The 24,733-nt window shown below is 60.6% G+C and carries 17 protein-coding genes; 4 read left to right on the plus strand and 13 right to left on the minus strand.

The window, feature by feature from the left end; translation table 11 throughout:
* Positions 1 to 25: 25 nt before the first annotated feature.
* The 6 genes from I6L34_RS00280 to I6L34_RS00305 all read right to left on the minus strand — a co-directional run bounded on the left by I6L34_RS00280 (position 26) and on the right by I6L34_RS00305 (position 10,727).
* A complete protein-coding gene (locus tag I6L34_RS00280; protein WP_058056845.1) occupies positions 26 to 1,543 on the minus strand; it encodes a nucleobase:cation symporter-2 family protein in 1,518 nt (505 codons plus the stop codon).
* Positions 1,544 to 1,638: 95 nt separating this feature from the next.
* On the minus strand, positions 1,639 to 4,536 hold the full coding sequence (locus tag I6L34_RS00285; protein WP_205635548.1) for a molybdopterin-dependent oxidoreductase Mo/Fe-S-binding subunit: 2,898 nt from the start codon (positions 4,534 to 4,536) through the stop codon (positions 1,639 to 1,641).
* Entirely contained in the window at positions 4,533 to 5,309 is a 777-nt protein-coding gene (ygfM, locus tag I6L34_RS00290) for a molybdopterin-dependent oxidoreductase FAD-binding subunit (RefSeq protein WP_106843655.1), read from the minus strand. Before ygfM ends, I6L34_RS00285 begins: the two co-directional genes overlap by 4 nt.
* 80 nt (positions 5,310 to 5,389) lie before the next feature.
* Complete coding sequence (ssnA, locus tag I6L34_RS00295) at positions 5,390 to 6,718, minus strand: putative aminohydrolase SsnA (RefSeq protein WP_106843654.1); 1,329 nt, start codon at positions 6,716 to 6,718, stop codon at positions 5,390 to 5,392.
* Between the two features lie 30 nt (positions 6,719 to 6,748).
* Positions 6,749 to 9,859 (minus strand): putative selenate reductase subunit YgfK, encoded by a 3,111-nt coding sequence (gene ygfK / locus I6L34_RS00300; RefSeq protein ID WP_216955342.1) that lies wholly within the window; start codon positions 9,857 to 9,859, stop codon positions 6,749 to 6,751.
* 319 nt (positions 9,860 to 10,178) lie between these two features.
* Entirely contained in the window at positions 10,179 to 10,727 is a 549-nt protein-coding gene (locus I6L34_RS00305; RefSeq protein WP_199868621.1) for an NTP transferase domain-containing protein, read from the minus strand.
* A 100-nt stretch (positions 10,728 to 10,827) separates the two neighbouring features.
* On the opposite strand from I6L34_RS00305, the gene yqeC reads away from it, so the two are divergent.
* The gene (gene yqeC, locus I6L34_RS00310) at positions 10,828 to 11,676 is read left to right on the plus strand and encodes a selenium cofactor biosynthesis protein YqeC (RefSeq protein ID WP_058056850.1); all 849 of its coding nucleotides are present in this window, start codon (positions 10,828 to 10,830) and stop codon (positions 11,674 to 11,676) included.
* A gap of 27 nt (positions 11,677 to 11,703) precedes the next feature.
* Positions 11,704 to 13,296 (plus strand): selenium-dependent molybdenum cofactor biosynthesis protein YqeB, encoded by a 1,593-nt coding sequence (gene yqeB, locus I6L34_RS00315; RefSeq protein ID WP_058058813.1) that lies wholly within the window; start codon positions 11,704 to 11,706, stop codon positions 13,294 to 13,296.
* 71 nt (positions 13,297 to 13,367) lie between these two features.
* Here yqeB and I6L34_RS00320 read toward each other — a convergent pair whose 3' ends face one another.
* The 6 genes from I6L34_RS00320 to ygeW all read right to left on the minus strand — a co-directional run bounded on the left by I6L34_RS00320 (position 13,368) and on the right by ygeW (position 20,898).
* Entirely contained in the window at positions 13,368 to 14,291 is a 924-nt protein-coding gene (locus I6L34_RS00320) for a DMT family transporter (RefSeq protein WP_216955343.1), read from the minus strand.
* A 172-nt stretch (positions 14,292 to 14,463) separates the two neighbouring features.
* Positions 14,464 to 15,396, minus strand: a complete 933-nt coding sequence (arcC, locus tag I6L34_RS00325) for a carbamate kinase (RefSeq protein WP_058058815.1) — start codon at positions 15,394 to 15,396, stop codon at positions 14,464 to 14,466.
* Between the two features lie 95 nt (positions 15,397 to 15,491).
* The gene (gene hydA, locus I6L34_RS00330) at positions 15,492 to 16,916 is read right to left on the minus strand and encodes a dihydropyrimidinase (protein ID WP_075115356.1); all 1,425 of its coding nucleotides are present in this window, start codon (positions 16,914 to 16,916) and stop codon (positions 15,492 to 15,494) included.
* A gap of 114 nt (positions 16,917 to 17,030) precedes the next feature.
* Entirely contained in the window at positions 17,031 to 18,248 is a 1,218-nt protein-coding gene (locus tag I6L34_RS00335) for a YgeY family selenium metabolism-linked hydrolase (protein ID WP_058058816.1), read from the minus strand.
* A gap of 125 nt (positions 18,249 to 18,373) precedes the next feature.
* Positions 18,374 to 19,573: a diaminopropionate ammonia-lyase gene (dpaL, locus tag I6L34_RS00340; RefSeq protein WP_058058817.1), complete on the minus strand. Its 1,200-nt coding sequence runs from the start codon at positions 19,571 to 19,573 to the stop codon at positions 18,374 to 18,376.
* Positions 19,574 to 19,710: 137 nt separating this feature from the next.
* A complete protein-coding gene (gene ygeW, locus I6L34_RS00345) occupies positions 19,711 to 20,898 on the minus strand; it encodes a knotted carbamoyltransferase YgeW (protein WP_075115335.1) in 1,188 nt (395 codons plus the stop codon).
* A 610-nt stretch (positions 20,899 to 21,508) separates the two neighbouring features.
* Between ygeW and I6L34_RS00350 the strand changes: the two genes are divergently transcribed.
* On the plus strand, positions 21,509 to 22,102 hold the full coding sequence (locus I6L34_RS00350) for a hypothetical protein (protein ID WP_058058819.1): 594 nt from the start codon (positions 21,509 to 21,511) through the stop codon (positions 22,100 to 22,102).
* A gap of 42 nt (positions 22,103 to 22,144) precedes the next feature.
* Here the strand turns inward: I6L34_RS00350 and I6L34_RS00355 are convergent, their stop codons facing one another.
* Complete coding sequence (locus I6L34_RS00355) at positions 22,145 to 23,149, minus strand: Wadjet anti-phage system protein JetD domain-containing protein (protein ID WP_058058820.1); 1,005 nt, start codon at positions 23,147 to 23,149, stop codon at positions 22,145 to 22,147.
* Between the two features lie 212 nt (positions 23,150 to 23,361).
* Here I6L34_RS00355 and I6L34_RS00360 point away from each other — a divergent pair, with 212 nt between their 5' ends.
* Positions 23,362 to 24,603, plus strand: coding sequence for an alpha/beta hydrolase (locus tag I6L34_RS00360; protein ID WP_075115337.1), 1,242 nt, complete (start codon positions 23,362 to 23,364; stop codon positions 24,601 to 24,603).
* Positions 24,604 to 24,733: the final 130 nt, after the last annotated feature.

Here is a 24,733-nt window from a genome sequence, read left to right on the forward strand (position 1 = left end):
ACTTTTTATTGTTCTGTTGTGACCATCAAACCCGTTCGACCTGGACGGCGGCGACCGGTTTGGCATCGGCCAGCGCCTCTTCATCGCGGCGGTTCGCGGTGCTGACAGGACGGGCCGTGAAGGTCACGTCCGGTTTGTCACTCAGCTGGATCACCTCCACCGCCTCGGCATCCTTGATGGCCGCCTTGCGTTTGCGGCTTTGCGGCAATACCAGATTCATGATGATGGCGGTGATGCCACCGGCACAGATGGGGTTCTCTACCAGCATGTAGATACCCGCCGGCAGCACCTTGAAGACGTTCGGGTCATAGGAGACACCAAGCCCAAGCCCCAGCGAGGTGGCAACAATCAGGGTCTCCCGCCGATCGAAGCCGTGGCTGATGATGATGCGACCACCGGCGATGGCGATCATGGAGAACATGATGACCATGGCGCCCCCCATCACAGGTGACGGTATGGTGGTAAAGAAGCGCCCCACCACCGGGAAGAGCCCCAACAACACCAGAATGACGGCAATAAACTTGCCCACATGGCGTGAGGCCACCCCGGTCATCTGGATAACGCCGTTGTTCTGGGCAAAGGTGGTGAGCGGCAAAGAGCCGAGGGCCGAGGCGATCACCGAGACCAACCCGTCCGCCAGCACACCGCCGGAGAGCCGTTTTTGAAACTCGGGGCCCTGAATATCCCGGTGGGAGACCATGGCGGTGGCGGTGATGTCCCCCACCGCCTCCAGCACGCTCAACAGATAGATGGTGCCCGCCAACATAAAGGCGTGAAAGTCGAAGGAGAAACCGTACTTGAACGGGATCGGCACCGTAATAAGCGGCAGGTTCTCAAGGGCGGAAAAATCCACCATGCCGAGCATCAGGGCCACCGCATAACCCACCATCAGACCGATGGCAATGCCGCTCATCCGCAGCAGCGGGCTTCGGCTGCAGTTGAAGGCGACGATGACACAGAGCACCAAAAGCCCCAGCCCGATGTGCTCGTATTTGCCAAAGGTGCCGCTGCTCATGGCGGAGAAGCCGCCGCCAAAGTCGATAATCCCCACCTTGATAAGGCTCAGGCCAATCATCAGTACCACTACACCGCTCACGGTCGGGGTGATCACCCGCTTGAGGTAGAGCAGCACGAAGGAGGAGCCCATCACCAGAAAGGCGCCGACAAAGGAGACCCCGAGCAGGGTCGAGACGATCAGCTCCTCGTGGATGCCATCTTTTTTCATGGCGCCGCCGAGTGCGATCATCACGGTCACGAAGGAGAAGTTGACCGACTGGATGGAGAGCAGCCCAGAACCGATGGGGCCATAACGGTTCACCTGCAACCAGGTGCCGATACCGGAGGCGATCATCGCCATGGAGACCAGATAGGCGGTGGTCTCGGTGGATAGACCCAGGGCGCCGCCGACGATCAGCGCCGGGGTTACCATGGGGACAAAAATGGCCAGCAGATGGGTCACTGCGCCCATCAGGGTTTGATAAAACGGGGGTTTGTCTTCCAGCTCGTAAATGAGATCCGAGTGCTTGCGTGTTGTTTTAGACATCGTGTTTGTCCCATCACACAGAATGTAGGCAGAGTACTCATTCCGCCGTCAGGCGCTGGGGGCGAACTGGCGCCCGCCCCTCACCTTTTCTTTTGTTATACCGACACTTTTTGCTCCAGCTTGCCCAGTTCGCGCAGGATCTGCTCCGGCGTGAAGTGCCACTTGCGCAGCCAGACACCGCAGGCGTCGTGGATGGCGGTAGCGATGGCGGGCGCGGCGCCGTTGACCCCGATCTCCGAGATGGACTTGGCGCCGTAAGGGCCAACCTTGTCATCACTCGGTACCAGGAAGGCCCGAAAGTCGCGCGGAATGTCGCCAATCTTGGGTGCACCATAGCTCTTCAGATCCCGGGTGAGCGGAATGCCCTTGCCGTCGTAACAGATCTCCTCGGTCAATGAGTGGCCGATGGCCCGCATGGTCGCCCCGTAGATCTGGCCGAGCGCCAGTTCTGGGTTGATGGGGGTGCCGCAGTCGAGCAGGGCGTAGAACTTGTCGAGCCGGATCTCGCCGGTTCTGACGTTGACCGCCACCTCGGCGAAGTTGGCCCCGTACGGGAAGGCAAGCTCAGAGGTGATGTAACTGGCGGTGCCCACCAGAATGCCGAAGCCGGTACCGGTCTCGGCCTTGTGGGCCAGCTTGGCAAGGCTCACCTCCCCCAGCTTGCCGCGCACCACGCCCGGGAACGCCAGCTCAACATCGGTTACCGGCTCGCCCAGCATGGCGGCACCATGGAACAGGATCTTCTCCTTGAGGTTCTCGGCCGCCTTCTTGGCCGCGTTGCCGGAGAAGCAGGTACCTGACGAGGCATAAGCCCCCTTGTCGAACAGGGCGTGGTCGGTGTCGCCGGAGATGACATGCACATCCCCGAGCGGGCAATGCAGCACTTCAGCGGTCAGCTTGGCCACCACGGTATCGAGGCCGGTGCCGATATCGGCGCCACCGGAGTGGACGATAAAGGTGCCGTCAGACTCCAGCTTGACCATGCAGTTGGCCTGATCGATATCCGGGATCCCCGATTTTTGCATGATGATGGCGACGCCACGACCGATGCGCCAATCCCCATCGGCGGGTTTGGGGCTATCCCACTGGATAAGTTCGCGACCCTGTTTGAGGATGGGTTCGAGGGCGCAGCTGGCCGCATGGGGCACCGAGGTGGGCATCTTGCCCTCGCCGATGGCACCCAGCACCTTGAGGATGTCCCCTTCATGCACCCGGTTGTGCTCCACCATGTCGAGCTGATCGATGCCCAGTTTCTCGGCAAGTTCGGCAATGGCCATGGTCAGCGCGAAGTTGCCCTTGGGCGCGCCATAACCCTGATACGCGCCGGTCGGGCAGATGTTGCTGTAGTAGGTGTTGACGGTAAAGCGCACGTTGTCGCACGGATAGAGCGGCAGGGAGAGCGCCGGGCCGTTGCTCGGCACCGTCAGAGAGTGGTTGCCGTAAGGGCCGGTGTTGGCGCGAAAATCCATCTCGATGGCGGTGATGGTGCCATCTTTCTTGGCCCCTACTTTCACCTTCACCTTGGCCACATGGCGGGAGGTGTTGCTGATGAACTCCTCTTCACGGGTGTAGCGGAAGGTGACCGGACGACCGGTAACCCTGGTCGCCCAGGCGCACACCTCTTCCAGCAGGATATCCTGCTTGGAGCCAAAGCCGCCCCCTACCCGCTCCTTGATCACATGCACCTGATGCTGCTTCATGCCGACGATGCGCGCCACCTGACGGCGCACGTGCCACGGCACCTGAGTGGATGCGTGAATAACCAGACGATCCCCATCCATGTAGGTGAAGCAGATGTGTGGCTCGGTCGGGCACTGCTGGGCCTGGGTCGATTCGTAGGTGCGCTCGACAATCTCGTCCGCCTCTGCAAAGCCTTTGGCCACGTCACCGATCTGGCCATGGACGCTGGCGGCCAGGTTCTCGTGCGGACGGGAACCGATGGGGAAGTTGATGATCATGTGCTCGTCACCGCGACGCACCGAGCAGGCGTTCTGCTGCTCGAGATCCGCCGGCGCCCCGGCCATGTAGACGATGGGCTCGTCGTGGACCAGCGGTGCATTGGGGGCCATCGCCTCATCGATATTCATGACCGCTGGCAGCACCTGATACTCGACCTCGATGAGTTTGAGGGCCGCCAGCGCGACCGCTTCGCTCTCGGCCACCACGGCGGCGACCCTGTCACCTACGTGGCGCACCTTGCGGCTGAACATACGGCGATCGAGCGGTGACGGCTCAGGGGCACTCTGACCACCCGGGGTGTAAAACACATCCGGGCAGTTGAGGTGGGTGATGACATGCACGACGCCCGGCAGCGCCTCGGCGCGGCTCACATCGAGTTTGGTGATCACCGCATGGGGATGGGGGCTGCGCAGCATCTTGATGATCAACGCATCTTCAGTAACCCGATCCTCCACGTAGCAGGGCTTGGCCTGCACCATCTTGGCGGCGTCCACTTTCGGGCAGCTCTTGCCGATATGGCGCAGATCGTCGCGAAACTCCGGGGCGATCTGGCACAGGTAATCGGGATCCTTCATCCGTGAGCAAGCGAGCTCGATGGCCTGATAGAACTGCTGATAACCGCCATCGCGGTGAAAGAGGCCCGAGAGGGCATCGTCGATTTGATCACGGGTAGGCTCGGGATGGCGATCAAGCAGCTCAGTGACGATGAGCGCGGCGGCCGGATCGTTGTAGCCGGACTGCACCACCCCCACATCCACCATCGCCTGCTGCACCAGACTGAGCTGGTTCCAGCTGCCCAGCGACTCGGCGGTGCGCACTTCTGATCCATCCAGCTGGGCGGCGATCAGCAGGGAGGCGTTGATCACCTTGCCGTTGAAGAGAATGGCGTCGGAGCCGGCGAAGCCGAAGCCGTCGTCGCTGTTGCGCACCGAGTGCATCCGGCACTGGTTGAACAGCACCCGCTGGGCATTGTCACCGGCCTTGCAGATGACGGTGCGCAGGGCACCGTTCAGGGTAAAGTTGAGTTCCATCATGCTTGCACCTCCTGCTGCTGGCAATCCACCAGCAGATCCGCCACTACCACGCCGGTGATATACCGCTTGTAACTTATGCTGCCCGCCAGATCTTCACGGGGCGCAATCAGCTCGCTTACGGCGGCCTCCAGCGCGGCATCGTGCAGTTCGCGGCGCTCCAGATCACGCAGGCGCATCGGCTGCGGGGTGACGCCAGCGACGGCCACCCGCATCTCGCCAATGCTGTCGAGGGCCACGGCGGCGGTCATTACCGCCAAGCCATCGGCGTTGCGGCTTATGCGGCGAGTGGCGCAGCGCAGTTCAGGCTCCGGCAGCACAACTCCGAGCACCAGGGCATTGCGCTGGCCCGCCAGATAGGCGTCGATGGGTTGCAGCAGGTTGTTCTCCAGCACGACCACCGCTTCGAGTACCAGCAGCACCGGCAGCAAGGGGGAATCCTGCTGTTGGCAGGCAAGTTCGCCGCCAATGGTGGCCTGATTGCGCAGATGGCGGGAGTAGACAAACCCCAGCGCGTCGCACAGGGCGGCCGGGGTACGGGGATCATCTTTCAGGGTCTGCAGGGTGACGGTGGCGCCGATATGGAGCTGGCCGTGCTGCTGCTCAATCTGGTTCAGTCCCAGCTTGTCCAGTGAGATAGCGACCTTCTTGTCGGTGCGGGTCGGGGCGGCGTTAAGCTTGCTGCCGCCCCCCATGTAGACGGCGTCGTTGCCGAAGCTGGCCTTGAGTTCCAAAGCCTGACCCAGTTGCTCGGGTCGGAAGAATTGCTCAATCATGTGTCGTCCTTACTCTTGCTGCCCGCCGCCGGGGAGATCCACAGGGCGGGCAATCCGGTCCAAAACTGTGGAAGGTGGCCTTAGGCCAGCTGATCCATCCGTTGCCACAGGCGGCTCGCCACCTTGCTGGCCTGCTCATAAAGGGGCGCGACATCGAACGGGAACTCGCGGTCCTGATAGACCATGCGCCCCTCCACCATCACGCTGTTGACGCTGTTCGATCCCATGCCGAAGGCGAGATGGCCACCGAGGTTGCGCGGCGCCAGCGGGGTCGGTGCGTCGTAATCGCAAATGGTGAGGTCGGCCTTGTAGCCCGGCTCCAGGCGGCCAAATTTGGCGCCGAAGTTGCGTTCCAGCAGGGTATTGCCGTTCCAGAGGAACCGGGCAAAGCTGTCGGGCCAGAGCGCGCCACCGGCATCCTTGTGCTTGAAGTAGGCGAACTTGAGCTCTTCGAGCATGTCGGAGCCGATGCCGTCGGTGCCAAGCGCCAGATTGCGATACTCAGGCAGGTGCATGTTGTAGCCCACATGGTTGTTCATGTTGGAGCGGGCGTTGTGCACCAGGAAGGCATCGCGGCTGTTGAGCAGCTCGATGTCGGCCGGGCTCAGGTAGATACCGTGGGCGACAAGCGACTTGCTGTCGATAAGGCCAAACTCGTCCAGCCGGGCGATGGGCTCCTTGCCATAGTGGTGGTGGCCGTGGGCCATGTCGTAGCGGTCTTCCGCCACATGGATATGCAGGCCGCGACCGGTGACCTGCACCGCTTCGCGCAGCATGGCCAGCCCCTCATCGGGGACGGTGAAGGGGGCGTGGGCACCGATATGGGCCTCTACCAGATAGGGTTCATTCCCCTTGGCCTTGGCCGCATCGATCTGTTGGGCGAACAGGATGTTCTCCTCCACCCCGGCCTGCAGCTCGGCGAGGCCGCCGTTGCGATCCGTGGTTTCGAAGCAGGTCATGCCGCGCAGGCCCACCTCCACAAACCCTTTGCGCAATACATTCAACGAGCCCTTGATGAAGTTGGGCGAGGCGTGGTGGTCGATCACCGCACTGCAACCGCTCTTGATCGCTTCCAGCGAGCAGATGAGGCCGCTGTAGTAGAGGGACTCCTCATCGAGCGCCCGATCGAGCCGCCACCAGAGGTTTTTCAGGGTGGAGATAAAATCCGGGCAAGGGGCGATATTGGCCATGATCCCCCGCGACAGGCCGGAGTAGAAGTGGTTGTGGGCACAGACGATGCCCGGCATCACCAGCTTGCCGCCCATCTCCCGATAGTTGGCCTCCGGGTAGAGGGCCCGCAGATTGGGCCCCACCGCTTTGATAAGCGATCCTTCGATGGCGATATCCACCCCTTCCAGCACCCGGGTCGGCTCAAGCTGGACGGCGGTGACGTTCTTCAGAATAAACATGGTGTGCTCCTTCGCTTATTCGTTATTCGCTCAGGCCTCGACGGCCCCCAGCAGGTAGTGGTGATGGGCATGGACATGGCTGATGATCCGGCACATGTCGCCAAGGGCCGCTGGCGCATCCTTGATCCGGCTCTGGGCGTCTATGGTCAGGCGATAGGTCTCGCCATCCTGACGCACCCGCAGTTCGCCACCATCCGCCAGATAGAAACCGGGGTTGCGGCTGTTGTCGAAGTCCTCGGGCAGGCTGAAGATGGTGACCTTGTCCTGATAGGGCTTGCCCTGCCACGGGCAGAACTGGGCGCAGTTGCCACATTCGTTGCAGTAGGCATCCAGGTGCAATGTCTGGAACTGATCCTTGAAGCCCGGCACCGCGATGGCGACGTTGGCCCGGTTGGGGCAGACATCCACGCACTTGCTGCAGAGGTAGTTGCACTCGAGGCAACGGTGCGCCTCTTGCGCCACGAAGGCATCGCGCTCGTTTTTGTCAACCATGGTGACGGCGATGCTCCCCTTGCGGCGGTAGATCTCATCCTTGCCCGACGGCTGGATGGTCACTTCACTCTGCTGGCTGGCGATATGCTCGCGAGAGAGCACCAGATCCGCGGCACGGCGGGCACCACCGATGGCACCGACGATGGAGGACGGGCCGCTCTGCACGTCACCGATCAGGAAGACGTTGCGACGGCTGGTTTCGCCAGTCTGGCTATCCACCTCGGGCCAACCATCGCTGCCAAGAGGAATGCCCATCGCTTTGAGCACCTCGCAGTCAGGCTGCTCGCCAATGGCGGTGATCAGGGCATCCATCTGCATCACTTCGGTCTGCTCGGTGGGCACCGGACGGCGGCGGCCCTGCTCGTCAGGATCCCCCAGTGCCATCATCCGCACGGTGAGCTTGCCATCTTTCTCAAAGCGTTCCGGATTGGTGAGGAAGCAGAAACGTACCCCATCCTCCACCGCTTCGAGATACTCCTCGCGATAGGCAGGCATCTCTTTCTCGCTGCGACGGTAGATCACGGTCACATCGCTGACACCCGGCACCTTGAGGGCGGCGCGGGCGCAGTCCATGGCGGTGTTGCCGGCGCCGATCACCGCCACATGGCGGCCGAGCGGCAGCGGTTTGCCCTGATTGAAGCTGCGCAGGAAGTGGAAGGATTTGTAAATCCGCTCGTGCCCCCCTTCGAGGCGCATGCCGCCATTCTTGTCCGCGCCGATGCCGACGAAGACATAGGTAAAGCCCTGGGCGTGCAGCTTGTCGACGGTGAGCGCCGGATCGCAAGCAAACTCGAACTTGACCCCGTGGGCGGCGACAAAGTCGATGTCGTGCTGGATAAGCTCGGCCGGGATGCGGAACTCGGGGATGATGTGTTTGACCACGCCACCGGCATCCGCTTCGCGCTCGAACACGGTGACCGGATGACCGGCACGGGCCAGGAAGTAACCGGCGGAGAGACCGGCCGGACCAGCACCAATCACCGCAACCGGGTGCTTGTCACCACTGCCTGCCGGTTTATGCCAGCGCGCCTTGTACCCTTCCCAGCCGCGCTCCAGCGCCACTTTTTTCAGCTCGCGGATATTGAGCGCGCTGTCGTAATCGAGACGGGTGCAGTTGTACTGGCACTGGTGATCGCAGATATGGCCGGTGATGGCGGGCAAGGCGTTGCGCTGATAAATCAGCTCAAGGGCCGCCACATACTCCCCCTCGCCCATCAGGCGAATGTACTCGGGGATATCCTGATGCACGGCGCAGGCGGTGACGCAGGGCGCTACGTAGCAGTCGGTCAGCGGCAGGCCGCCACCCACTTCGATGCGATCGTCGGACTTCCACTCCTTCTGGGTGTAATCCATGGTGAGGGCCTTGGCGGCAAGCGCTTCCAGCTTGGCCACATCCACCTGACTCATGCCCCAGCTATCGGAGGCGTCGATCTCTTTGAGGCACTCCAGCTGGCGCAGATAGCCACCCGGCTTGAGCAGGTCGGTGGCCATGGTGATGGGACGAATACCAGTCTCGAAGATCTCGGCGATATTGAACTTGCTGGCACCACCGGAGTAGGAGATGGGCAGCTTGCCATCGAAGGCGCGAGACAGCACGGCCGCCACGTTGATGGAGAGCGGGAACAGCGCACGACCGGACATATACATCTCATCCCCCGGCAGCGCACCTTTGCGGTTGATGGTGCCCAGGGTGTTGGTCAGCTTGACCCCGAAGGTGAGCCCCTTCTCGGCCCCCAGCGCCATCAAACGGGTCAGCATCGCCTTGGCCTGCTCCAGCTTGAGGTCGTGATCGAACGACTCTTCGCTCAGGCCAATGTAATCAAAGCCGCAGGTGTCGAGGATCTCGCGCACCCGCGGGTAGCCCAGCAGGGTCGGGTTGAGTTTGACGAAGGTGTTGAGCCCCTTCTCTTCCAGCATGTAGCGGCAGATGGCCTCAATTTCGTTCGGCGGACAGCCGTGCATGGTAGAGAGGGTGACACCGTGCACCAGATTGGCCGGGATGCGCTCCACCAGCTGTTGCAGGCGATCGCGCCGCGCCCCCAGCCCCAGCTCGGCGATAAACTGCTCGTCGGCCACCAGCTCGCGCAGCACCTGCTGGTACTCGGCAAATTTCGGATTGCTACTGGCATCCATCAGGCTGTGGATGAACTGCTGCATCGGTGGCTGTTTGATGCCGTCTAGGTTGTAACCCACGCTCATGTTGAAGATGAAGGACTTGGCCTCTCCGTCGAGCCGCGGGTCGAACACCTCCTCCAGCAGATAGAGGGCAAACCAGGCCTTCAGGTACTCGTCGAATGCCTTGGGCAGGGTGAACTCGGTGGACCACTCGGTGTTGAAGCACTCGTCTTCGGCATCAATGCAGGGCTTTTCCAGTTCGAGACGGTCAAGGATCTGCACCGTCTTGAGCTCGATAAAGCGCCCGCCGGTCAGCCAGGAGGTGACGATGTTCTGGGCCAACTGGGTATGGGGGCCGGCTGCCGGGCCAATGGGGGTCTCGCAGGTTTCACCGAACACCTTGATCTTGCGCTCGTCCTGCTTGCGATAGAATTGCGCGGCGGGAATACCGAAAATGCTCTGACTCTCTTTATATTCCGCAAAAATACGGGTCAGCAGATTCTTGAACGGAACGGGTCGCATAATATCGCCCATGGCTATCTCCTTGCAGCTGTTCTGCCCATTGGCAGCATGAATAAATGGGGTATCCCGCACAGGTGTTCCCCCTTGGCAAGGAGAAGAGCAACAATCAGGCCACTACAGTTACAAAACTATTTTTTACGGTAAAAGCGTGAGACAGCTCCAATTAATGGAGATAATTTACGATGCCACCATTATGGGTATTGCGAGTAGTTATCAATCACTCTGGAATTTACTTAATGAGCAGTTCAAAAAGAACTCGCCCTATCAGATCAAGTGCGAGAAATATCACTTTGATACGCCATTTATCTCCCCGTTATCTTTTTAAACCGGGTTATTTCGTGGGCTCGCTCTCATTTTCAAGAATGCCACCCAGCAGCGCCTGATAGCGCTCCGGGGTATCCACATCAAACAGGATGGCGGGGCTGTCGACGGGTACCATACGGTGCGGATGCCCGTGCAACCAGCGCCGTACCGACGACTGCACCGGGGCCGCTGCCAACTCACGGGCAAGGGATTTTGGCAGCAACACCGGATGGCCCGCCTCCCCCTGCCAGGTGGGGAAAAGAGCCTCACAGCCCCGTGCCTGCCAGAGCTGTTGATAGACATCGCGCGGGATACAGGGGAGATCCCCGTGGCTGATAAAGAGGTAGTCAGCGTCACTGGCCGCCAGGGCGCAGCGGATGGAGCTGCCCAGCCCCTGCCGATAGTCGGGATTGTGCACGACAACAATATCCGGCCGTGATCCGTAGCGGGCTTGAAGCTCCTCGCCACGATGGCCCACCACCAGAATAACCCGCTGACAAAAAGCCAGGGCATTTTTGAGACTTGCATCAAGCATTGTCCCCTGGCAATAAGGTAGCATCATTTTCCAAGTACCCATTCGGGAAGATAAACCCGCCGCCGTTATTATACAGTCACACTGCACTTGTTCCTGGCAACGTTGTTTCCCACTCCCTTCGATATTTATTTTGGTCGTCATTATGTCGCACCCACACGCTGTTGCTGTCGCATTTCCAGATATAGATCCGCTATTAAACCCGCTCACCAAAAATATTGATAGCCATACCACCTTAATTAGCCTCTGCGGCGCCGGTGGAAAAACCAGCACCCTATTCTGGCTGGCGGAATATTTTTATCAACAGGGTAAAAGGGTGCTAATTACCACCACCACCCGGATGTTTCTGCCTGCCCCGTCACACTATCGGGAATTGATTATCGAGACGGATCCCGTTCGTCAACTTACCCGCTGTCAGGCGCTACCGGATGGCCCGGCGCTGGTTGCCCTGTTCAGCCATCTCGACGAGCGCACCGGCAAGGTGGCCGGCCCCACACCCCAGCAGATTGATCTCATCAAGGGGCAGCAGCGCTTCGATCTGATCCTGGTCGAAGCGGATGGCGCCCATCACAAGTTATTGAAAGTGCCCGCTTTGCACGAACCTTGCATTCCCCAGAGCAGTGATTGGGTAATCGCCCTGACAGGCGGCGCCATGGTGGGGGCCAAGGCCGACCCGCAGCAGATCCACCGCTGGGCAGAGCTTCAGGCCCTGTGCGGGATAGAGGCCGGTGACCCGCTCGACTGGGCCCTGTTTCACCAGCTGCTCTGCCACCCCGAGGGGCTGTTCAAGGGCACCCCGGCCAGGGCGCGCCGGATCTGGTTTATCAATGGGGATTATCAAAATGAGGCGTCGTGGCTCGATGAATTGATAAAGCTGCATAGCCGCCACCCCGAGATCCATGCCATCTGGCAGGGGGCGGTTCGCGAGCCACAGCCCATTCGCCACGCACTCGGTTACTTCGCTCAGGATGAGGCTCAGCCGCCTCGCCCATGATGGTTTAAGGATAAGAAGAGGTACCTTATGAATCTGTTTGCACACGCAGCCCGACTGGAACAGGAGAACACGCCGTTTGCCATGGCCCAGATCATCGAGAGCCGGGGCTCCACCCCGCGCCATCAGGCCCAGATGCTGGTGATGGCCGATGGCCAGATCCTCGGCACCATCGGCGGCGGCATGATCGAGCGGCTGGTGATCGAGGAAGCGATGGCCGCCATTGCCGAGCGCAAGCCGCGCATCTTCCATGGCAGGATGGCCCGTAACGGTGAACATGCGGTAGGGTCGGATTGCGGCGGCGCCATGTCGGTCTATATCGATGTCTATGGCCTGCGCCCCCGACTGGTGCTCATTGGTGCTGGTCACGTCAACCGGGCGCTGGCCCATGCCGCCGCACCGCTGGGTTTTGATATCCATGTGGGCGACTGTTTTGAAGGGAGCCTCAACCCCGATCACTTCCCCGCCGGCACCCATCTCAAACAGGCCGATACCATCAGCGCGGTGATCGAGGCGCTGGCCATCGAGCCCGCCAACTTCGTCATCATCGCCACCAACCATCAGGACAAGGAGGCGCTGGAGCGGCTCATCAATCGCCCCCTCGCCTATCTGGGGCTGCTCGCCAGCAAGCGCAAGGTACAGACCTTCACCCAGGCCCTGCGCCAGCAAGGGGTGAGCCAGGAACAACTGCAGCGGCTGCACGCCCCCATCGGCTACAACATAGGTGCCGAAACCCCCGAGGAGATCGCCATCAGCATCCTCGCCGAGCTGCTGCAGGTGAAAAACGGCAAATCGGGTGGGCTGATGCAGGATGATGTGCGCCTCAAGCGGGATCAGCTGGTGGTGATGCGCGGCTCCGGCGATATCGCCACCGGGGTGGCGCTGCGCCTGCACAATGCCGGCTTCAAGGTGGTGATGCTGGATCTCGACAAGCCCACGGTGATCCGCCGCACCGTCGCCTTCGCGCAAGGGATGTTCGATGGCGAAACCAGTGTCGAGGGTGTGCGCGCCAAGCGGGTCGAGAGCGTTGAGCAAGCGTTCGAGCTGCTGGATCGGGGCATCATTCCGCTGCTGGTTGACCCTGACTGTGCCACCCTCGCCGAGCTCAAGCCCCGCTATCTGGTGGATGCCATCCTCGCCAAGCAGAACCTCGGCACCCACAAGGAGATGGCACCCATCACGGTGGCCCTTGGCCCGGGGTTTGAGGCAGGGCGCGACTGCGATGCGGTCATCGAGACCAACCGCGGCCACCATCTGGGCCGGGTCATCTATCAGGGCCCTGCCCAGCCCAATACCGGCATTCCCGGGGTGATCGAGGGGCACTCCGCCCGCCGGGTGGTGCGCGCCCCCGTCGCCGGAGTGATGAAGAGCATTATCAAGCTCGGTGATCTGGTGCAGGAGGGGGATGTGATCGCCCACGTGGGAGACGCCCCCATCATAGCGCCGCTCTCCGGCATGGTACGGGGATTGCTCAGCGATGGCATCGAGGTGACCGTCGGCTTCAAGATCGGTGACATCGACCCCAGAGGCGAGCGGGCCGACGCCACTACGGTATCGGACAAGGCACGCGCCATCGGCGGCGCCGTGCTGGAAGCCATGATGCATCTGGCCCAGCGCAGATAAGAGAGTGTTCTTAAAACCAGAAGGGCCCGCCATGATGGCGGGCCCTCTTTATCTCTTCGCGGGCAATCGGTTCAGCCGTGCTTGATACGGGTCTCCCCCGCCACCGACACCACTGAGCGCTTGCCCTTGCGGCTGATGACGAGAAGCGCCAGTACGATAAGGGCGATACCGCTCCCCTCCACCGGCCCCAGATTTTCGCCGAGCAGCCACCAGGAGAGCAGCACACCGGTCACCGGCACCGCCAGGGTGCTGAGGCTGGCAATACCCGCCGGCAGTTTTTTCAGTACGAACAGCCAGAGACTCCAGGCGATGGCGGTGGCGAAGATGGCGCTATAGGCCAGCGCCCCCATCACGTAGGGTTGCCAGTCGATGGGGCGCTCCGGCACCAGCGCCGCCACCAGCGCCATCACTATGGTTGCGTAGATCATCTGCCAGGTGGTGAGGGACATCAGATCTACCCCGGGATGGCGGGCATACATCCGCTTGGCGATGATGGCGCTGATCCCCCAGCAGATGCCGGAGAGGATCGCCAAGAGCGCACTCTTGAGGGATTCAAGATGCAGCAACCAGGGCTGGATCACCAGCAGCAGCCCGCAGGCCGCCACCCCGACCGCCAGATAGTGCAGCTTGCGCATCCGCTCGCCGAGAAAGAGCGCCGCGAAGATCACCACCCAGAACGGCATGGTGTAACTCAAAATGGCCACCTTACCCGCTCCGCCGCTGATAAGCGCCCACTGGGCCAACCCCACCATGCCGCAGGTCTGGAACAGGGCGATGGCCAGGGTATAGCGAAACGGGGTGGGTTTGAGATAACGGCGCCCGCGCAGAGCCAATACCAGCAACAGAACCAGAGATCCGCACAGGCAGCGCAGGGCGGTGAACTCGAAGGCCCCCGCGTAGAGCATCACCTGCTTCATCACGATCCAGCTGTAACTCCAGATGGCGGTGAGCAGGATCAATCCCACCAGCGCCGCCATATTGATCTTTCCACTCATTTGTTTGTTACTCACCTCTTGTCACTCATTGCGCCGGGTCTGTTCTCGGCGTCTTGCCCGCGCTTGAAGGCGGCCATCTTACGCCGCTCATCCTCCGCTGACCATGGTCGCCCCCAAAATGAACAAGGGGGCCGTCGGCCCCCGCAATCACACTCAACCCGAGCTGGAACGCCTAGCGGCAGATAAGGGTTCCCGTCTTGCCGGCAATGCCCTCGGCTGCCTTTTCCAGCAGGGTGATGAGGGATTTTCGCCCCGGCAGAGATGTGGCAAACGAGAGCGCAGCCTCTACCTTGGGCAGCATGGAGCCCTTGGCAAACTGCTCCTGGGCAATAAAGCTGTTGGCATCGGCCACGCTCAACTGATCGAGCCACTGCACATCGGGCTTGCCGAAGTTGATGGCGACCTTCTCTACCGCGGTAAGGATGATCAGCATGTCGGCGTCGATAAGCTCCGCCAGCTTGGCACTGGCCCAATCCTTGTCGATCACCGCGCTGGCGCCGCGCAGGTGATTGCCTTCGCGCAGCACCGGAATGCCGCCGCCACCAACTGTGATCACCACCTGACCGGCGGCCAGCATGGCAGAGACGGTATCCTTCTCGATGATATCAACCGGTTTGGGAGATGCGACCACCCGGCGATAGCCGCGACCGGCGTCCTCTTTGAGCCGCTCCCCCTTGGCCATCAGCGCCTCGGCCTCCTCCTTGCTGAAGAAGCCGCCGATGGGCTTGCTCGGGTCAAGGAAGGCGGGATCGTTTTTATCCACCTCAACCTGGGTCACCAGCGTGGCAACCGGCTTGTGAATGCCGCGTTCCAGCAAGGCTTCGCGCAGAGCATTTTGCAGGTCATAACCGATGTAGCCCTGACTCAGGGCCACGCAGACCGACATCGGCAGATGGGGGGACTTGGGCTCGTGGCGGGCCGCCACTTCGAACGCCTGCTGGATCATCCCCACCTGCGGCCCGTTGCCGTGGGTCACCACCACCTCGTGCCCCTGAGCGATCAGGTCGGCGATGGTGTGCGCCGTGCTCTGCACCGCCTTCATCTGCTCGGGCAGGTTGTTGCCCAGAGCGTTGCCCCCCAGGGCCAGTACGATACGCTGTTTCATCTTGTTATCTCCAGTGATGGGACAAGCCGGCGCAATACCGGCCCACCTTTCGTTGTTCACATAACCTTGCTGCTCTGCGTGTTTCGAACGGATTGTCAGCCTGCCGCCGCGGGACAAGGCGAGTGCAGATCCGGCGCCAACGCCGGATCAAAGGGTGCTCTGGCCAAAAACCGGCCATGCCCCCGTTGTCCGGTAAACTCGCCATCGCGAGCGACTATCTCGCCGCGACTGAGGGTCATTCTGATCTGGCCGGGGCAGCGCATCCCCTCGTAGGGGCTGTAGTCGCCGTTGTCATGCAGCAGTGGGTGAGAAATCAGGGTGTCACCACGGGGCTCCATCAGTACCAGATCGGCGTCGGCCCCCGGTTGCAAGTTGCCCTTGCACGGCCAGAGACCGAACAACTTGGCCGAATTGGCGCTGGTGAGGGCCACAAAGCGGGACGGCGAGATGCGCCCGCCCAATACCCCGTGGGCAAACAGCAGCAGCATCCGGTTCTCGACGCCCGGCAAGCCGTTGGGACAGCAGCTGAAATCGCCGCCCGAGAGGGTCATGCGCTGGGCGTGGGAGAAGTTGCAGTGATCGGTCGCCACCGTGTCGATGTCGCCAGCAGCGATACCGACCCACAGCTTGTCCTGCTCGCGGCGTGAGCGCAGCGGCGGGCTGAGCAGATAGTCGACCCCGTTCTCCCGGTAGTAGCAGGAATCATCCAAAAGCAGATATTGCGGGCAGGTCTCTACCCAGACCGGCTGACCCTGACGGCGCGCCAGCTTCAGATACTCCAGCCCCAATCCGTTGGAGAGGTGGACGATATAGAGCGGCGCATTGCCCGCCAGCCCCGCCAGATTGATCATCCGGGCGATCGCCTCCGCCTCGCACTCCAGCGGGCGGCTTTGCGGGTGATACCAGGGCTCATGATGGCCAGCGGCGAGCAGTGCCGCACGGCGCGCCGCGATAGCGGCATCGTTCTCGGGATGGACGGTGGCAAGCGCCCCCACCTCTTTGAGGCGGGCCAGGGCACGCAGCACGTCATGGTCCCCCAGCTTGTACTGGTAGGTAAGATAGAGCTTGAAGCTGCTGATCCCCTCCTCCTGCACCATGGCGGCCATCTCATTAAGGATGGCGTCATCCACATGCTGGATCACGCCATGAAAGCTGTAGTCGATCACCGCCTGATCGGCGGCGTAGTCGTGATAGCGGGCCAGCTGGTGATGCAGATTGCACCCCGCCGGGCCAAATCCCATATGATCGACGATGGTAGTAGTGCCACCACAAGCGGCGGCACGGGTACCGCTGAAAAAGTCATCGCAACTGCGGGCAATCCCGACATCGATGTTGAAATGGGTGTGGACGTCGATGCCACCCGGCATCACATAGCAGCCGCTGGCATCGATCACCTCGGTTTCGCTATCGGGCTGGATATCGGCGGCACGGGCGCGGATCACCCCGTGCTCGATCAGCAGATCCTGACGATATTCACCCTGCGCATCGACCAGCACACCGTTTTTGATCAGCCGTTTCATCCCCACCACCTCGAACATCACTTCAAACAGCAAGGCCCCGCCTCAACACAGACGGGGCACTTGCCACACTTGCGACAGCCGGGCGGCGATGACAGTCACCACCCGGCAGCCCCCTTACTTGTCCAGCTCGGCCAGATAGAGCATGGGGATCACGGCGTACATGGCGGCGCACTTGACCAGATGCTCTTTCCAGGTCTTCTCGTTTGGCGCGTGGGCTTCCGGCTCTTTACCCGGGCCAAAACCGATCACCGGAATACCGTGGCGACCCATGATGGAGACACCGTTGGTCGAGAAGGTCCACTTGTCTACCACCGGCTCCTTGTTGAATAGCTCGCGATAAGCCTTGGAGAGGGTTTTAACGGTGATGTGATTCTCTTCCACCTTCCAGGTCGGGAAGTAGCACTCGGTCGGGTAGACCAGACCGGTGTAGGCCGGACGGTCGTACTGATACATGAAGACCTCGGCACCGGCGGCTTGCACCGCAGGCAGGGCTCGGATCTCGTCGAGAGCCCCTTGCCAGGTCTCGCCCCAGGTGAGGCGGCGGTCGATGGAGACGGCGCAGCTGTCGGCGACAGCGCAGCGGCTCGGCGAAGTGAAGAAGATTTCGGAGACGGTCAGGGTGCCCTTGCCGAGGAAGTCGTCATTGCCTAGGTTGTGGCTGAGCTCCTGCAATTCGCCGAGGATCGGGCCCATCTTGAAGATGGCGTTGTCACCGCGCTCCGGCGCAGAGCCGTGGCAGCTGACCCCCTGCACCTCGACGCGGATCTCCATGCGGCCGCGCTGGCCACGGTAGATCTGGCAGTCGGTGGGCTCGGTACTGACCACGAACTCGGGGCGGATCTTGCTCTGCTCGATGATGTACTGCCAGCAGAGGCCATCGCAATCCTCCTCCTGCACGGTACCGGTCACCAGCAGGGTGTACTGATCTTCCAACCCCAGATCCTTGATGATCTTGCCCGCATAGACCATGGAGGCCATGCCCCCTTCCTGATCGGATGCACCGCGGCCACCGATGATCTCGTGATCTTCCATCCCCTCATAGGGGTCGAACTTCCAGTTGGCCATGTTGCCGACGCCCACGGTATCGATGTGGGCATCCATGGCGATCAGGTGCGGGCCGTGGCCGATATAGCCCAGCACGTTACCCATGGGGTCAATCTCAACCTTGTCAAAGCCAACCTTCTCCATCTCCTGCTTGATGCGCAGCACAACGCGCTCTTCATCGCAGCTCTCGCTCGGGATGGCGATCATGTCGCGCAGGAACTGACTCATCTCGGCCTTGTACTGGTAGGCCTTCTCCAACACCATTTCAAACGGAATTTGCTTGCTCATTGTGATTCTCCATAACAACTGAGAGTGCGCGGCCTGTTCGTCGACAGCGCCCTGTGCCCGTTACCGCGCCCCGTTGGCGAGGCGCGATCAATGCTTCAATTCGTGTCTCTGCTCTGGCGGGAGAGTTAGTCGCAGGCAGGATGCTTGCCTTCCCACACCACTTCCCGGTAATGCTTCACATCGGTGTCCCCTTCGGTGTTGATGATCAGCACGACCGAGTTGCTATCCAGCCCGAGGCGCGCCATCAGCGCCGCGCGATCCGGGTGGTGACGCACCGCCGCCAACACGCCGGTGCCGACCGAGCCGGATTCGCCGGAGATGATGCGGGGGTCATTGCCAAGAGGATTGCCGAGCACTCTCATCCCCAACGCCGACACCTTGTCGTGGCAGGAGATGAACTGGGTGGTGCAGCTTCTGAGCAATGGCCAACCGAGGGGGTTGGGTTCGCCACAGGCGAGACCGGCCATGATGGTGCGCATATCGCCCCCCACGTTGACCATCTCCCCCGCCACGCCGGAGCGATAGATGCAGTCGGCCTGATCCGGCTCGACCACGATGCTGTGCAGGTTTTTCGCACCAAAGCAGTCCACCAGATAACCGAGCACTCCACCCGCCAGCGCCCCTACCCCGGCCTGCAGCAGCACGTGGGTCGGCTGCTTGATGCCCATCCCCTGCATCTGCTCGACCGCTTCGTCGGCCAGGGTGGAGTAACCCTGCATGATCCAGGTCGGGATCTTGGTGTACCCCTCCCAGGCGGTGTCCTGCACTATGTGCCAACCGCGCTCTTCGGCCATCTTCATGGTCAGGCGCACGGTATCGTCGTAGTTCATGTCGGTGACGATGCACTCGGCACCGAGATTGAGAATGTGGTCAACCCGCTCTTGGGCAGAGCCCTTGGGCATGTAGACCACCGCATGCTGACCCACCTGCTTGGCGGCCCAGGCAACGCCGCGACCGTGGTTGCCATCTGTGGTGGTGGCGAAGGTCATCGGCTCCTTGATGGTGCGTTTGATGAGATCGAAGGAGAAATCCTCGATGGCCACCCCGTACTTTTCACAGAGCAGGTTGGCGATGGCATAAACGCCACCCAGCATCTTGAAGGCGTTGAGGCCAAAGCGCTTTGACTCGTCCTTGACCAATATATTTTTCACCCCGATATAGGCGGCCAGATCTTTCAGGTCGCACAATGGGGTCGGTTCATAACCGGCCAGTTTTTTATGAAAAGCGCGAGCCTTTTGTGCTTCGGCGCGAGAAAACAGCGGAGATGGCTCGGCGGTAAAAAAGCGGTTATCGGCAATATCCATCTTCAAAGAAAATTGGGACATGCTTACCTCACTAGGCGTTACCTGACAAAGAGCTGCCTCGCCGGAAGATCCGTTATTCAGATACCACGGGGAGAAAACTCGAAATAATGTGTTCGACAGCGTGGGCAGGATGAATATTCACCCTGCCCTGCCGTTATTTATTTCACCCGCTTTTGCGCCTCTTTAATCAGATTTTCCAGGGTTTCTGCCGGGGCGGAGAATTTACGGGCCATGATCATGGCGGCGATAATATAGGGCTTCCAGCTCGCCTCTTTGTAAGTAGCGATACGGTATTTCTCGAATACCCCTTCGGTCACTTCACCCTCTTTGCAGGAGACACCGGAAATATCGGCCGGCAGGCAGTGCATATAGAGCGCTTCGCCACCCTTGGTAAGCTTCATCATCTCCTCTGTGCAGTGCCAATCCTTGTGCTTGGCGTTCTGCTCAAGGCAATGTTTCTCCAGCTCCTTGAGGCCGGCGTGGTCATTGGCACGCAGTAACTCGGTGCGCTGCTCCATCACCTTGTAGGGGGCCCAGGACTTGGGATAGACGATATCTGCATCCTTGAACGCCTCTTCCATGGAGGTGACCTGACGGAAGCTGCCACCGGAGGCCTTGGCATTCTCCTTGGCCACTTCGATCACATCCGGGATCAGGTCATACCCCTCCGGGTGGGCCAGGGTCACGTCCATACCGAAACGGGTCATCAAGCCGATGATGCCCTGGGGCACGGAGAGCGGCTTGCCGTAGCTGGGGGAGTAAGCCCAAGTCATGGCAATCTTCTTGCCCTTGAGGCTCTCCAGGCTGCCGAAGTACTCCTGCAACCAGGCGAGATCAGCCATGGACTGGGTCGGGTGATCAATGTCGCACTGCAGGTTGACCAGCGCCGGACGCTGGGGCAGCACCCCCTTCTCGAACCCTTCATCCAGCGCCGCCCCCACTTCGCGCATGTAGGCGTTACCGGCACCGAGGAACATGTCGTCACGGATCCCGATGGCATCGGCGCAAAACGAGATCATGTTGGCGGTTTCACGGACGGTTTCGCCGTGAGCGATCTGGGATTTACCCTCATCCAGATCCTGCTGGGCCAGACCGAGCAGGTTCAGCGCAGAGGCGTAAGAGAAGCGGGTTCGGGTGGAGTTATCGCGGAAAACCGAGATACCGAGCCCGCTGTTAAACAGTTTGGTGCAGATATTTTCGGCGCGCAGGGTCTTGAGGGATTCGGCCAGTTTCAATACCAGCTCCAGCTCCTGAGGCGTTTGCTCCCAGGTCAGCAGAAAATCTTTTTCATGCAGGTTGGATTTGAGTGCTCTGATCTCTTTGATTAATTCGTTAACTGCTTTCATCGTTCGCCCCAATCATTGGATGAGATATGGATAGCTCCCCTTTCACTCACGATGTCACCAGCATCCCGGTTGTGGGTGAGCGCGTCGGTTAGCGTCGATATGAGGCAATCAATAACCATGCCAAACCAATAAAATGCCGGTAGATATTAATAAATGGCGAAAGTGTGTGATGCCACCCACAAAATCAGTGGCTATTTCAGCGATTTAATCCATAAAAATGTGAGCAGATCAGCCAGGCCATAAAATAGCAAGGTGATAATAATCAGAGGCGATATCTCGGCATCGGTGAGAATTATCATCAAAGGTCAGTTTCAGGGGCTGAAATGATATCAGCGGGGCTGTCGTTATCATTATGATAATGCCCGCAACACCTTTTCTCTTGGAAGGATCTATCCAGCGTTGACACTGCTGCTATCTCGTCTCCCCTTCGCTCCCCGCCCGTATCACCTCTCGCCTTATCTTCCGGCCACATTGCTGGGCGCGGTTGGCCCAAGGTGCTAACGTGAATACGCCAGCTGCGCATCTGTCTCGGATGCTCAGGATAGGCCAACGTTCACTGCCGCAACTGCGCGGATGAACCTGCATGACTTACATCTTTGAGGGATTATCTATGTCCAGGAATGCTGCTCTGCTCATCACCCTGACCCTGCTCGGGATCGCCCCTGCCCACGCCATCAGCGCCAAATATGCCGAGCAACTGGAACGATCCGGCTGCACCCAGGTCACCGAGGCGCAGGGCTGTGACATTCACAAAACCAAAGCGGAAAATGCCAAGGCGGGATTTGGCACGGCCGCCCCGGCCGCGGAGGGCGGTCTGAATCTGAGCTATGAGCAGAAGCTGGAGCGCTCGGGCTGCACTCAGGTGAGCGAGCTTAATGGCTGCGATATCAAGAAAACCAAGGCTGAGAACGCGGCTACCGGTGTTGGCAATGCTCCGGCCGCGGCAACCAGCGCCAGCCCCTATGCGGGCAACTGGATCGCCACCTTCCCCCAAACCGGCGCCACCGTGGCCAATATCCGCATCGATGGCAAGGATCAGGTGTGGGTCAACGACAAGAAGGTCAATGCCAAGAAATCTGATGGCGCGCTGGTGTTCAAGGATGGCATGGTCATCTACACCATTCAGGGGGATCGCCGTATCAAGGGTGAAGATGGCTGGATCGATAATGATGCTGGCACCAAGGGGCCCATCAACGCCAAGTAAGCAGCTGACCACGAAATGACGGGGGAGCGCGGGCACCCCGTTTCACCCCTGATTGCCCATCGCGTCCAATGACCAGCTCCGCCAGTGAGGGGCCAGAATCAATACCTCCTGCTCCAGCCAAGTCCCGTCTGTGATCAGTTTCTCAAGCCAGGGAACGCCTGCCGACGCGCCATGACCATCAACCTGATCAGCCTGCTTCGTCACACGCCAGGGCACCTTGCCACTGTCCGTCGCAAAGGTGCGCACCGGACGGGCATAGTGCTCCAGATAAGGTTGCAACTCACAGGGGAGCCAGAGCATGGCAGGACGTTGTAGCTCGCGCACCAGCTCGATGGCAATATCGATACCCCGTTGATCGAGGTCGCCAAAATGTGCCCACTGCACGCCCGCAGGCAGCAGCGGGATCAGCTGTTTGGCCAGGGTAGTATTGCGACCGGGGGCAAAGAGCAGCAGTTGCCCGGGTTGCAGCGGGTAGTCGACAAAGGCACCCTTGTTCTCCACCGTAATGACCCGCTCCCCCTGCCAGCCGATGGCAGCCAGCGTGCCCAAAACCCGCTCCGGCAACGCCAACTCCCCCAGCAGCGCCATTATTGCCGTCATATCGTGCTGCTGACCGTGCCGATCGACCAGCGAGAGCGGCTCGAGGGTACGGATGCGGATCACCTCATTTTGCGTGAGCGCCAAGTCCGCAAGCAGTGGCGCGGCAAGGGATGCTGACCGCGGATGCTTGCTATCCCCATGCCAGAGGGCATAAAAGCAGGCCTGATTGAGCCGTGCAGGCAAACTCACTCCCAGACGTTGCAGCAGCTCCCCCTTGTCCGGTTCGGGGAGCTCTGCCCGTGCCAATTGTCCGGTCAGATAAGTCCGCCCCGCTTCGGTCAATATATGACGGGAACTGCGCCCAACTGACTCAACTCCGCCCACTGCCTGCAACAGATCCTTCAACTCGCGGCCATGCCGACTCTCAAGGGAGCAGCCCTTTTCGTTCTGGCTATCGAGCAACCGTGCACACAAATCCTGTACCCGTACCTCATCAAACAGCGGCATCCTCACCTCTCCATGTGGCTTCATATGATGAAGTAGAGGTGATTTTCCCTGTCATTACCGTGACCGGCTTCGCAAGCGGTTCTTATCAGCCCCGCCATGCATGGCCCGTTACTGGTAAACCTGCCACAAAGGGCGCAAGCTGGTTTGATATAGAGACACACTGTGCTCTTCGCGGCACGACAACGCGATACCCGCTTTCACAAGGGCTTGCCATGACCGACGCCACAGACCCCTCGCCATCCTCTTCCTGGCATCTTTCGGATATCCGCGAGCTGGCGCACCTGCTGACTCTGGCGCTGCCCGCCGCGGTAGAGATCACCGAAGCGGTACATCAGGCGGTACTGAGTGGTATGGGGCTCAAGGGACAGGATGAGGGAAAAACAGCTGGGATCACCGGGCTGGTCTACAAGGGGGTACATGGCGCCGCCAACACCCTAAGCAGCGGTATCAACCAACTACTCAGCAGCCTGCCAGCCACACCGCCGCCCCACCAGATCCCCGAAACCCCGAAACGTGCAGCCCTGATCGCCACGCTCAACGGCGTGTTGGGGGACAAGCTGGTCGAGCACCACAATGCCCTCGCCACCCCCATGACCCTGCGCTATCAGGGCAAGCCCCTCGATTGGCAAGCAATGCCGGAGGATCTACCCCGCGAGGGACGGGTGCTGCTGATGGTCCATGGCCTGTGCATGAACGATCTGCAGTGGCAGACCGAGCATCAAGGCAAGCCGGTCAATCACGGAGAGCAACTTGCCAACACGCTTGGCTATCAGCCTCTTTACCTGCGCTACAACTCGGGCCTGCCCATCGCACAAAACGGGCAGCAACTTGCCCTGTTGCTGGAGCAACTGTTCGCCCACTGGCCGGGAGAGCTCAAAGAGATAACGATAATGGGCTACAGCATGGGGGGACTGGTTGCCCGCAGTGCCTGCCACCATGCCAGCCAGGCCGGGCTCACCTGGCCTGTGCACCTTGCCAATATGATCTTTATTGGCACGCCACACCACGGCGCGCCGCTCGAACACGCCGGACACTGGCTGGAGCAGTTGCTGCCCGCCACCGCCTACGGCAAACCCTTCGTCAGGCTGGCGCGGCTGCGCAGTGCAGGCATCAAGGATCTGCGCCACGGCAAGGTGATCGATGCCGTTGCCCCACCCGACCCCGCAGTCCTCTCACAGGACCCACGCGCGCCACTCCCATTGCCCGGCGGCGTCAACTGCTATGCCATCGCCGCGACCACTGCTACCAAGCGCAGCCTGCTGGCCGACCGGCTGATTGGCGATGGACTGGTGCCGCTACGCAGCGCCCTCGGCCAGCACAGCGAGGTGCGCCATCAGCTGGCCTTTCTGCCCGCCCATACCCTGATTGTCTATCGCACCAGCCATATGGCCCTGCTCGGCAGCCCGCAGGTAAGCCAGCAACTGCTGCGTTGGCTCAGCCCCTTGCAGTTATAGCGAGCTGGCTATTAAAGCAACAGAGTGCTGGTTCACAAAGGAGCCCTGTGGCACTCTGGGACGTCAAAGGGGAGACCCACACTGACACCTCATGTGTCCCCACTGCAAAGGAGCGCCACCGATGGCCAAA

This window comes from Aeromonas sp. FDAARGOS 1404 (genome assembly GCF_019047085.1).
Taxonomy (GTDB): Bacteria; Pseudomonadota; Gammaproteobacteria; order Enterobacterales; family Aeromonadaceae; genus Aeromonas; species Aeromonas veronii.